The 11,480-nt window shown below is 42.9% G+C and carries 13 protein-coding genes; 5 read left to right on the top strand and 8 right to left on the bottom strand.

What is annotated here, in order from left to right; translation table 11 throughout:
• Window positions 1-19: 19 nt before the first annotated feature.
• Window positions 20-754, top strand: a complete 735-nt coding sequence (locus tag MusilaSJ_RS13475; RefSeq protein ID WP_274990410.1) for an RDD family protein — start codon at window positions 20-22, stop codon at window positions 752-754.
• Between the two features lie 9 nt (window positions 755-763).
• On the opposite strand, the gene MusilaSJ_RS13470 is transcribed toward MusilaSJ_RS13475, so the two are convergent.
• Together MusilaSJ_RS13470 and MusilaSJ_RS13465 are read right to left on the bottom strand one after the other, a co-directional pair.
• Window positions 764-1,096, bottom strand: coding sequence for a DUF2752 domain-containing protein (locus tag MusilaSJ_RS13470; RefSeq protein ID WP_274990409.1), 333 nt, complete (start codon window positions 1,094-1,096; stop codon window positions 764-766).
• A 14-nt stretch (window positions 1,097-1,110) separates the two neighbouring features.
• Entirely contained in the window at window positions 1,111-1,587 is a 477-nt protein-coding gene (locus MusilaSJ_RS13465) for a DUF5684 domain-containing protein (RefSeq protein WP_274990408.1), read from the bottom strand.
• 139 nt (window positions 1,588-1,726) lie between these two features.
• On the opposite strand from MusilaSJ_RS13465, the gene MusilaSJ_RS13460 reads away from it, so the two are divergent.
• Window positions 1,727-3,154, top strand: coding sequence for an L-serine ammonia-lyase (locus tag MusilaSJ_RS13460; RefSeq protein WP_274990407.1), 1,428 nt, complete (start codon window positions 1,727-1,729; stop codon window positions 3,152-3,154).
• Between the two features lie 4 nt (window positions 3,155-3,158).
• Here the strand turns inward: MusilaSJ_RS13460 and MusilaSJ_RS13455 are convergent, their stop codons facing one another.
• The 5 genes from MusilaSJ_RS13455 to MusilaSJ_RS13435 are packed head-to-tail and all read right to left on the bottom strand — an operon-like array spanning window position 3,159 to window position 6,194.
• Window positions 3,159-3,620 (bottom strand): RES family NAD+ phosphorylase, encoded by a 462-nt coding sequence (locus tag MusilaSJ_RS13455; RefSeq protein WP_274990406.1) that lies wholly within the window; start codon window positions 3,618-3,620, stop codon window positions 3,159-3,161.
• Window positions 3,617-4,024: an Xre family toxin-antitoxin system antitoxin gene (gene parS, locus MusilaSJ_RS13450; RefSeq protein WP_243770626.1), complete on the bottom strand. Its 408-nt coding sequence runs from the start codon at window positions 4,022-4,024 to the stop codon at window positions 3,617-3,619. The genes MusilaSJ_RS13455 and parS overlap by 4 nt, the downstream gene beginning before the upstream one ends.
• Window positions 4,025-4,078: 54 nt before the next feature.
• Complete coding sequence (locus MusilaSJ_RS13445; RefSeq protein WP_274990405.1) at window positions 4,079-4,759, bottom strand: SGNH/GDSL hydrolase family protein; 681 nt, start codon at window positions 4,757-4,759, stop codon at window positions 4,079-4,081.
• A gap of 38 nt (window positions 4,760-4,797) precedes the next feature.
• Complete coding sequence (gene lipB / locus MusilaSJ_RS13440; protein WP_274990404.1) at window positions 4,798-5,553, bottom strand: lipoyl(octanoyl) transferase LipB; 756 nt, start codon at window positions 5,551-5,553, stop codon at window positions 4,798-4,800.
• Window positions 5,553-6,194, bottom strand: coding sequence for a 4'-phosphopantetheinyl transferase family protein (locus tag MusilaSJ_RS13435; protein WP_090530799.1), 642 nt, complete (start codon window positions 6,192-6,194; stop codon window positions 5,553-5,555). The genes lipB and MusilaSJ_RS13435 overlap by 1 nt, the downstream gene beginning before the upstream one ends.
• A gap of 211 nt (window positions 6,195-6,405) precedes the next feature.
• On the opposite strand from MusilaSJ_RS13435, the gene dcd reads away from it, so the two are divergent.
• Both dcd and MusilaSJ_RS13425 read left to right on the top strand, forming a co-directional pair.
• A complete protein-coding gene (dcd, locus tag MusilaSJ_RS13430; protein WP_274990403.1) occupies window positions 6,406-6,942 on the top strand; it encodes a dCTP deaminase in 537 nt (178 codons plus the stop codon).
• A 159-nt stretch (window positions 6,943-7,101) separates the two neighbouring features.
• Window positions 7,102-9,819, top strand: coding sequence for a TonB-dependent receptor plug domain-containing protein (locus MusilaSJ_RS13425; protein WP_274990402.1), 2,718 nt, complete (start codon window positions 7,102-7,104; stop codon window positions 9,817-9,819).
• A gap of 413 nt (window positions 9,820-10,232) precedes the next feature.
• On the opposite strand, the gene MusilaSJ_RS13420 is transcribed toward MusilaSJ_RS13425, so the two are convergent.
• A complete protein-coding gene (locus MusilaSJ_RS13420) occupies window positions 10,233-11,087 on the bottom strand; it encodes a DOMON domain-containing protein (RefSeq protein ID WP_274990401.1) in 855 nt (284 codons plus the stop codon).
• A 99-nt stretch (window positions 11,088-11,186) separates the two neighbouring features.
• Here MusilaSJ_RS13420 and MusilaSJ_RS13415 point away from each other — a divergent pair, with 99 nt between their 5' ends.
• Entirely contained in the window at window positions 11,187-11,468 is a 282-nt protein-coding gene (locus MusilaSJ_RS13415; protein WP_090530789.1) for an ATP-dependent Clp protease adaptor ClpS, read from the top strand.
• The last annotated feature ends 12 nt before the right edge of the window (window positions 11,469-11,480 follow it).

Below are 11,480 nucleotides of genomic sequence, written 5' to 3'. Positions count from 1 at the left end.
CAAATTTATCTTTGTTAAGATGCAAACCATAACCGTACACACAACACAAAATATTGATATAGACTATGAAATAGCCGGTATTGGCGAACGGATAGTTGCCCGCATAATTGATTACGCCATTTTCATTGCTTTCTATTTCATCTTTATTTTTCTGATCATCGGAAAAATGCCCGAAAGCGTGCTGGTAACATGCGCAATTATCATGGCGGCGATATTTGTATTTTACGATTTGATTTGCGAAACGCTGCTTAATGGCCAAAGCGTTGGCAAGCGGATAATGAAGATACGGGTGATTAGCCTCAATGGTAACCGTCCCCGCTTTGGACAGTACCTGTTAAGATGGCTGATGCGCATGGTTGATTTTGGCATTACCCTTAACCTTGGCGCACTGCTTTGTGCCCTGGTGACTGAAAACGGCCAGCGTATAGGTGATGTGGTTGCCGGAACAGCTATGGTAAAAACACATCCGCGTACCAAAATAGACAGCTTAACATTCAGGCCATCGGGCGACGATTATGAACCTACTTTTAAAGAAGTAGCTGAGCTAAACGATAATGATGTAAGGCTGATAGCCGACGTGATACATAATTACATGAAAACGCATAATGCCGTTGTGGTTTACAATATGGCGCTCAAATTAAAAGAACATCTGAAAATATCCACGTTACCTCCTGATATGAACGACCTGCAGTTTTTACAGGCTATTATTAAAGATTACAGCCATGTAAGCGCCATGTCTGAGCCTTATCAATAAGCAACATGATTATAAATTATAAAGATGCCACATCTTTAAAAAATAGCTGATAAGCACAATACTGCCGTTGATCATAAATACGGTTTTCTTTATAACCGACTTTTCAGTATCGAGTTTAAAAATAACATCGGCTATGCCGTAGATAAAAAACAGTATGAGCGGAATTGCTGCAGGATATAAAAGGAAGCTTTTTTGAAGATCGCCCCGGATAAGGGCTATAACCGATCGCTGAAAACCGCAGCCCGGGCAATCAATGCCTGTAAGATATTTAAAAGGACAAGGTATTAAATGCCCCTGCAACCAGTGGATAAACCCTAACCGGCTGCAGGAAGCATATATCATATTATTTAACCACATTAATAGTTTTGTGGAGGAGGATTGTTCTGATTATTGAATGGATCACGGTAATCATTCGGGTTAAATGAATTAGCTTGCGCTTCTTTAGCTGAAGGGCCTAAATATTGGGCGCCGCCGAATGCCAATATTGGGAAAAATATAAAAGGTAAAAAGAAAAGACCTACAGTAAACCCTTCGCTTTTACCGAAGCTTTTACTCAACAGGTTCAACATCCAAATCAGGAAAATAAAGTTAACACAAGGCACAAGCAGTAATATAGCTAACCACCACATGGGTTTTCCGATAATTTCGAGCCATACTATATAATTGTAAACAGGGACTATCGCAGCCCAGCCTGGTTTACCGGCTTTGGTGTAAATTTTCCATTGGCTAATAAGGCAGATGAGCCCAATTATAAGCAAAGGAATAAATAATACCGCAAAAATTGCCGCTACCACACCACCCGACATGTCGGTAGAAGAAGTGTAAGAATCCATAGTTTTGTTTAGTGTTTAAGTTTATGGTTTTTATTTGTTTAAGTTCACTGCAAATTATAAATTATTTCTATCAAAACTATAGGGGGCAACGTATTTATTACAGCGCATGTAATTATAATTTATCATTAATTTTGACTTGATGCAAAGAGAACAGATTTCGGTTTTTGACATGTTTAAGATAGGCATTGGCCCATCAAGTTCACATACGCTTGGTCCATGGCGCGCCGCACAGCAGTTTGTGCAGTCGCTTGAACAACAGGGGGTACTGCCAATAGTGCAGCAGGTTAAGATCTTATTATATGGCTCATTGGCCAAAACCGGCCATGGGCACGGTACGGATATAGCTATATTATTAGGCTTAAGCGGCGACGACCCGGTTACTTTTGAGGTTGACCAGGTAACCCCTAAAATTGAGCACATCAAAAGTTCACATCAGTTGATACTTGGCAGTGTTTTGCCGGTAAGTTTTTATGCAGAAGATGATCTGATGTTCCTTTTCAATGAAAGCTTACCCTATCATCCAAACGCCGTAACATTTCAGGCTTTTTTAAATACAGGTAAAGCTATATCAGAAACCTATTATTCCATAGGTGGCGGCTTTGTGGTAAAAGAAGGCGATTCGGGCCAATCAAAAGCAGAGGTCGACCTCCCCTTTCCAATCGATACAGCTTCTGATCTCCTGCACTGGTGCATCAAAACAGGTCTCCGCATCTCCGAGGTTGTGGCCGAAAATGAACTGGCCTGGCGCAGCGAGCAGGAAACACGCACGGGCGCATTAAATATTTTCAGGGCATTAAAAGAATGCATTTACAGAGGTTGTCATACCACCGGCCAACTGCCCGGCGGATTAAACGTTGCAAGGCGTGCCGCCAAATTAAATGCAAAACTCATCGGCAATAATAAATACAGCAATTATGATGAATGGGTAGCAGCCATCAGAAATACCGGCGACAGCTTTAAAAATACATTGGATTGGGTTAGCTGTTTTGCATTAGCCGTTAATGAAGAGAACGCCTCATTTGGTCGTGTCGTAACTGCCCCAACAAATGGTGCCGCGGGCGTTATCCCTGCAGTGCTCCAATATTATATTGCTTTTTGCGATGGCAATACCGAACAAAAGATCATTAACTTTTTATTTACCGCCAGCGAGATCGGGAGCATCTTTAAAAAAGGCGCAACCATATCGGCGGCTATGGGTGGTTGCCAGGCCGAAATTGGCGTATCGTCGGCCATGGCTGCGGCGGCGTTGACAGAATGTATGGGCGGCACACAACGGCAGGTACTCATGGCTGCGGAAATAGCCATGGAACACCATCTCGGCCTTACCTGCGACCCGATTGGCGGCCTGGTACAGGTTCCCTGCATTGAACGGAACACGATGGGCGCTATTAAAGCAATAACAGCATCACAACTGGCGCTTCAAAGCAACCCCGAAAAAGCAAAGGTGAGCCTTGATGCCGTAGTGAGAACCATGTGGCAAACAGCGCTTGATATGAACTCAAAATACAAGGAAACAAGTGACGGCGGACTGGCAATTAATATCCCTATCAGTTTGCCTGAGTGTTGATTGTTTACTTTTTAAACAGCCTTGAATCAAATTCGAAAAAATCAGCAGCTATAATTTTTACTGATTTGAAATTTGGGTGTAGCGGATTAAGCAGATAATTAAAATCGCCTGCGACGATGGCCGATGGCACTTGAAGTGCTAAGTATTTATTGGCTTTTACAAAGTTATCCCCTATTTGCCGTGTTGCTTTTATCAAGGGGTTACTATTCCATTTTTCGGGGAGTTGATCAATATCCAGCGTTAAGAACTCTGAATTTTCAGATAGCCCAATCGTTGCCATAAAATAATCAGAAGGCATAAACCCAAGTGGTGTGTGTACCGCAACTTCAAGCACAGCCAGTGCTCGTGATGATGAGGTGTAAACTACAGCGGTTCCTTTACTGTTCCAACGCCCGCCGTTTAATTCGGCTCCCCGGCCACTTAAGTCGTTAATATAAGCCTGTTTACTTAGCCTATAAACGATCATGCAAGTATGCCGTGTTCAATACGTCCTAATTCATCTCTGATCATGTTGATACCAAACGCTGTATCCAAAAGTTCTTTAGGTTTTACTCCTCCCAGGGGGATACTCTTATAATCCATCCAGGCATAAAACTTATTTTCATCGCCAAAAACCTCAATACCTTTCTTATAAAGCAACTCAATCATTATTATCTTTTCAGAATAAATAGGGTCAAAAGTTTTGTTCTCCTTTTTGTAGCGTTGAATTGTACGTTCGGAAAGATGAAGATACGAAGCCCAGTCATCTATATTAAAATGGATATGATTTGATAATTTGGTGAGATAAGGGAATGAGATCCCCTCCCTTACCATGAAGGTTAAATTAACCTCATCATCATCAAGAAATTTATAGGGCTTTGGAGCACTCATGACCTTTTGCAAATTGTCTATAAATTTACGACAATTGTCAACAAAATACAAATCTTATTTTTTAGTAAAAACAGCCCCTACCGCCACCTTCAGCTTATCAACCCACATCCCATACATTTTACCGGATGGATGCAAACCATCATCAGCCAATAAGGTAAGATCATTAGCGGCCAATTTGGAGATGCTCGTTATCTCAACATAATTAACGTTGGCATTACTACTTATTCCGCGATTAATATTATTGAACTGGTCAATTTCGGGGCCTATTACGGCATCATTACCATGAGCATAAGGTGTAACGCCATAGTCGGGAATAGACAGTACAAATACATGTTCTCTGATTCCTCCGGCAAATTTGATGGCTGTATTTAAAACCTGCTGAAATTTAATGCGGTAATTTTCCTGGCTTAAGCCGCCGTATTGGTCGTTAACTCCTATCAACAGCGTTACAAAATCATAAGTATTGCTTTTGATATCGCTGTTATCAATGGCATAAATCAGCTGATCGGTTGTCCAGCCGGTGCGGGCTATAATGGTTGGGGCATTTACTTTAAAGCCTTGTAACTGATTAGCCAGTTGGTTAGGAAATGCCTGCTCCGGGGGTACAGACTGGCCTATGGTATATGAATCGCCGAGGGCAAGGTATGTTAAAGTATCCTGTATCACTGTAATTGGTTTTGACGGAGGATTATAGTCAACCGGCGCGGGACTATTTTTACCCGTACAGGCTGACAATATAAATGCTGTAAATAAACTTAAAATTATTCCCTTCATTATAATATCTCCATACCAAAAAGTACGGAAATATGGTGTTTCAGGATTTTTTTAACTTCATTAATATCAACCTCATACCCAAGCTCCTGCTGCATGGAAGTAACAGCCTTATCATCGATACCGCAGGGCACTATGTTTTTAAAATAACTGAGATTGGTATTTACATTAAGTGCGAGGCCGTGCATAGTAACCCAACGGCTGCAGCGTACACCCATGGCGCATATTTTACGGGCTTTGTCATTATCAGCATCAAACCAAACACCTGTATAACCTTCATAACGACCGGCCTGCAAGCCAAAATCGGCGAGGGTAAGGATCACGGCTTCTTCCAGCGTACGCAGGTACAGGTGAATATCGGTAAAAAAATTATCAAGGTCGAGGATCGGGTATGAAACAATTTGCCCCGGCCCGTGATAGGTAATATCACCGCCCCGGTTTATCGGGTAATAAACAGCCTGCTTTTCTTTCAAGCCTGCCTCATCTAATAATAAATGCTCGGGCTTACCGCTTTTACCCAGGGTATACACGTGCGGATGTTCGCAAAAAACCAGGTAATTAAAGGTTTCGTCGGCTTCGATAGTATCGTCGGCTACAGTAGTCCCTGCGTTTTTAGCAGCTGCTTCGTAAGCCGTTTCACGATTACGGTTGTCTATTTTGGTTTTCACCGTTTCACTAAAAAGGGTTTCCTGTTTATCCCAGGCCTGCTGGTAATCAACCAGGCCCCAATCCTGAAAAAATACTTTCTTGTTTTTCATCACTCGCCCTTTACGTAGCCTATCATATAATCTTCATATTGCAAATAGCCCACGGTATAATCAATGGTGGTATCTTTTTTATTCAATTGCGCATTCACCACGCCATGATGCTCAAACTGAAAAGGCTCCAAAAAAATGTTATCGGCAAATGAAACCTCTTTTTGGCCATTACATTTATAAACAGCCTCCTTGGCACACCAGCAAACATATAATTGCTCAATTTTTTGCGGCCCGTTTATAAATTTCAACTCTTCCTTACGCATAAACTTGTTGGCAATGCGCTCAACTTTTTGCTTAATCTGCTCAATATCAATCCCAACCTTATATGTTTTGCTGATCATCACAGCGGCATAATCAAACGAATGACTTAAGGAGATATGGTAAGGGAGGTTTACCAGGTAAGGCTTGCCATGCTCATCAACTTTACAGTCAATATACTCATCGGTACGGAGCATTTTACGCAGCAGCACGCGGGTACCCAGCCAGTGCAGGTGGCGCTTGCCATTGCTCAGGCTTTCTACAAAATCCTTTTCCTGCTGATCAAGTTGTAATTGGCTGTACAGGTCTGTAGCCTCCTCCTCGATACGCCAGAGTGCAAACTCGGTGTCATCATCAATACGCTGCCTGTATGCTATCGCCATAAAAGTAAAATTGCAAAATAGGTTGCAAACATATGTCAAAAAAGATTAAATAATATCAGCGCAGCTACATATTCGTAATCAGCTGAACCATATCAGGTTTAGGAGTTGTTTCCGACCTATCTGAACGCATTTCGCCGGCCAATATTGTTTGTAAAAGCCGGCGCCGATTAGGCTAATTTTCATAATTTAGCGCCAGCAATAACCTGCCTGTATGATACTATCTGATAAGCGCATCCTCGAAGAAATTGAACAAGGCCATATTATTATTGAACCATTTAACCGCGAATACCTGGGTACTAACTCATACGATGTTCATTTGGGTAAATATTTAGCAACTTACCGTAACAGGGTTCTTGATGCCAAAGTTCATAATGAGATAGATGGCTTTGAAATTCCGAAGGATGGCTTTGTACTTCAGCCAAATACCCTTTACCTGGGTGTAACGATGGAGTACACCGAAACACACCGGCATGTTCCATTTTTAGAGGGCAAATCAAGCACCGGGCGTTTGGGCATCGATATCCATGCAACGGCGGGCAAAGGTGATGTTGGCTTCTGCAATACCTGGACACTTGAAATTTCATGTGCCCAGCCTGTGCGCATTTATGCCGGCATGCCCATTGGTCAGCTTATTTATTTTGTAGTTGAAGGCGAGATCGAAACGCTGTACAACAGTAAGGCCAACGCCAAATACAACAACCCTACTACACGCCCCGTTGAAAGCATGATGTGGAAGAATAAGTGGTAGGTTTAAGCCACGAGTCTTAAGTCGGGAGTCTCAAGTCGGTAGTCTTAAGTACTAAGTAGAAAATATAAGTCAAACTTTCGACTAAAGACTTCGAACTTTAGACTTAATATGACTTGGTACTTTTTTTGCGTATCTTGGTAGTTCAAGATTTATCTTTCTATGAACCTAAAACGCCTATCGGTTGGAATCCTGATCACCTTTATTGCCGGTGCTACCTTAGCTTTTGTAAAACCCGATGATGAACTGGTAACAAAAATCATTGCCCAGCTTGATAAATGGCGCACCGATCATCCGCAGGAAAAAGTTTACCTGCACTTTGACAAACCATATTATGCCGTTGGCGAGGATATCTGGTTTAAAGCCTATGTTACTATAGGTAGTGCGCATAAGCTTTCGGCTTATAGCGAAACGTTGAATGTTGACCTTATTGATGATACCGATTCGGTAAAACGCAGCCTTAAACTGCCGTTAACAGCTGGCCTGGCCGCGGGCGATTTTGCTTTGGCCGATAGCATGGCCGAAGGAAACTACCGCATCCGCGCTTATACCAACTGGATGCGAAACGAAGGAGAGGCCTATTTCTTCAATAAAACCATCACTGTGGTAAACGGAATCAGTAACAAGGTTTTCACCAAAACCGCCTATGCCTACAGCACCTTAAACGGCAAACAAAAAGTAACTGCTATTACTACATACACAGACCTCAACGGTATAGCCTACGTTAATAAACCAGTAAGCTATGAAGTTGAAATAAACGGAAAATCAATCTCCCGGGGGAAAGGTATAACTGATGATAAAGGGAACCTCACGGTCAGCTTCACTACCAGTCAGACAGTTTCAATAACATCCGGCCATATCAATACCGAGGTTAAATTGGATGAAAAGCATACTATAGCCAAAGCCGTACCTATAAAAACGTTATCAAATAAGGTTGATGTTCAGTTTTTCCCGGAGAGCGGAAATTTAATTAATGGTGTTTTTGAAAAAGTAGCTTTTAAAGCTGTTGGCGCCGACGGGTTAGGGGTTGATATTAAAGGCTTTATTGCCGACGATCAAAACAACCAGGTTGCGCCATTGGGCGATAGTCATTTTGGCATGGGTACTATAACCTTTGAGCCTGAAAGTGGTAAAACCTATAAAGCGCACATTACTTATGCCGATGGCTCTGAAGGTGTTTTCGATTTGCCCAAAGCAGTTGATAATGGCTATGTATTAAGTGTCAACAGCATGCGCGACGATAAGGTATTTGTATCCATCGTCCCCGGTAAAAGCACCGGTAACGGCACGGCCTCATTATCGGGTTTAACGCTGATAGCGCAATCGGGTGGTGAGCTTTGTTATGCAGGCAAAAGTAAGGATGGGGCAACATCCTTTTCGGCTGCCATACCTAAAAATAAATTCCCATCGGGTATAGTACAATTCACCTTGTTTTCGGCAACCGGCGAGCCTCTGAATGAACGCCTCATCTTTGTTCAAAACCCCGATCAGCTTAAGCTTGCTGTCACCACAGAAAAGCAGAGCTACCAACCGCGCGAAAAAGTGACCATAAATCTCAACGCAAAAAACAGTGAGGATAAACCCGTTGTTGGTAGTTTTTCAGCATCGGTTATTGATGAATCAAAAGTTACTGCTGATGAGGCTAATGAAAGCTCTATATTTTCAACACTGCTGCTTACCTCCGACCTGAAAGGATATATTGAAAAGCCGAACTATTATTTTACCAATGTAAACAACGAAACCAAGGCCAACCTTGATGCACTGATGCTTACCCAGGGCTACCATCGCTTTGAATGGAAACAGCTGCTTGCTGATAAATTTACACCGATAGTTTTCAAGCCCGAAAAATCATTAGAGGTAACAGGGCATCTCAAAACTTTTGGCGGTAAACCTGTGCCTAACGGCAAGGTTACCCTTTTTTCAACATCGGGCGGTACGTTTATTATTGATACCGTGGCAGATGCTAATGGCAAGTTTACTTTTAAAGATCTTGTTTTTAGGGATAGCATCAAATTTGTGATCCAGGCACGTACTGCTAAAGACCGCAAAAACCTCGATATCACGCTTGATAATGTAACCCCGCAACCCGTTGGGCCTAATAAAAACGCACCCGATATCCAGATCAACATCAATGATGGTGCATCGGCTTACCTCTTAAACAGTAAAAAGCTTTATGATGAGCAGGTAAAATACGGCGTCGGTAATCACACTATCGTATTAAAAGAAGTAGTGATCCGCGAAAAGCGGGAAAATCCTTTTAAAAATTCGGCCAACCTTAACGGACCGGGTAATGCTGACCAAACACTCACCAGTCAGAACCTGATGTACGGGGGTGGAATGCTATCTCAGATTTTACAGGGCAGATTAACCGGTGTGATTTTTCGTAACGGCACGCCTTATTCAACCCGTAGCCCGGGAACTACCATGCAAATTGTGCTTGACGGAACCTATGTGGGTAGCGATTTTCTCGATAACTTAAATGTAAACGACATTGCCACTATTGAAGTTTTACGAAGCATTGGCAATACTGCAATTTATGGATCAAGAGGAGCGGGCGGTCTTTTGGTTATTACAACCAAGCGCGGCGGCGAAAGTGTTTATAACAGGTACGCACCGGGTATAGTTACTTACGCGCCTAAAGGATATTATAAAGCGCGCGAATTTTATTCGCCTAAATATGATGACCCTAAAACCAACGTACAAATGCAGGACCTTCGCAGCACTATTTACTGGGCACCGGGCTTATTAACGGATAAGGATGGCAATACATCAATGAGCTTTTTTAACGCCGATGCTAAAGGAACTTACCGCGTAATAATCGAGGGTATTGATGCCGACGGTAATTTAGGAAGGCAGGTTTATAGGTATAAGGTGGAGTAGTGTTAAGTCGGAAGTCCGGAGTCAGGAAGTCCGAAAGAAGTAGGGATAGTCGGAAGTCCGAAGTCGGAAAGTCCGAAAGAAGTAGGGATAGTCGGAAGTCCGAAGTCAGGAAGTCCGAAAGAAGTAGGGATAGTCGGAAGTCCGAAGTCGGAAAGTCCGAAAGAAGTAGGGATAGTCGGAAGTCCGAAGTCAGGAAGTCCGAAAGAAGTAGGGATAGTCGGAAGTCCGAAGTCGGAAAGTCCGAAAGAAGTAGGGATAGTCGGAAGTCCGAAGTCGGAAAGTCCGAAAGAAGTAGGGATAAGTCGGAAGTCCGCAGTCAGAAAGTCCGAAAGAAGTAGGGACAGTCGGCAAGTCCGAAAGATTTAAGCAATGCTAATGTTTAAACCTTTCGGACTTATTGTTGACAAGCAAACTTATTTACTGCTCAAATAAAATTTCTCCCAAAAATCAACGGATTTTGACATTTCGCTTGCACCGCCCGCTGCACCACGGCCCATACCACCGCGACCGCCTCTTCCGCCACGGCTACCACCCATGCCGCCTCCGCCCATTCCACCTCGTCCGCCGCGACTACTGCCGCCAAGGCCGCCACCGTCTTGTTCGCTCCCACCTGCGCCTGCCGGCCGCTGAAAGCCATTGATCTTGAAATTGAAGGCCCATTCACTTTTAAAGGCATCACTACCGGCATGGAAAAAACCTAATGGAATTGCAGCTTCATAAACCAAATCGCCATTGACATCATAGTTTATAGCGGTTTTTATACCGTAGGTATTTGATGTGGTGATCATATCGCCCTCAATATCCTTAAACCCAACAACTTTAATATATCGTAGCTTGGTTATCCGTTCGCGCATCAGCTCGTCACGGTCGGCCTGGGTAATTTCACCGTTATCATCTTTCGGCCTGGCAAACTCCGGCTTTTCATCCGGGGCTGCCAACGGAAAAGTAAGCATAAAACTATCTTTCTTTTTCCCTTTAGGATCAATGCTCAGTGTAATCCCTGCATTTAACACTTTCATTTTATCAAGCCTGTCGCTAACGCGGATAGCGGCATACAGGTAATCTTTATCATTGGCCAGCGCGTAGTTCAGCTTCTTCTCTTCATTATAGTAACGAAGGCTGTCGCCCCAGTCTTTCAGGTCGCCGTCAATGTTAATATTAGCAGGTGGGGCCAGTAAGTTGTTTTGAGTACTTTGGGCTGCTGAATGGAGAGCTGTTAAAAATTGTGCAGCTAATGCTAAAACAAAAGCCGGGGATGCTTTTTTCATGTGAAATTTTTTAGGGGTTTTGTGTAACATGATTTTTAAGACCATGGAACACGATTTTAACTTTTTTATTATTGTTTTTGAGTAAATTTGTAGTTACGTATGCCAACTGAAGTACAGGAAGAAACATTTACCCTCGAAGAGTTACTTGCAGGACTTAAAGAGATGCATCGTTTAATACTCTGGAACGATGATTTTAACACTTTTGACCACGTGATCCATTGCATGATGAAGTACCTGGATTACTCCGAACCACAAGCCGAAAAGATAGCATGGAAAGTACATAACGAAGGCAAGTGCGCCGTACTTGAAGGCTCCTTTACCGAAATGGAGATCTACCGTAAGATCCTTCAGCAGGAAGGCTTAACCGTAAGCGTTGAATAAACCATATTAAAT

Origin of the sequence: Mucilaginibacter sp. SJ, from assembly GCF_028993635.1 — a bacterium.
Taxonomy (GTDB): domain Bacteria; phylum Bacteroidota; class Bacteroidia; order Sphingobacteriales; family Sphingobacteriaceae; genus Mucilaginibacter.
Note: the sequence above shows the minus strand (reverse complement) of the source record. Positions and strands in the feature narration are given on the sequence as shown.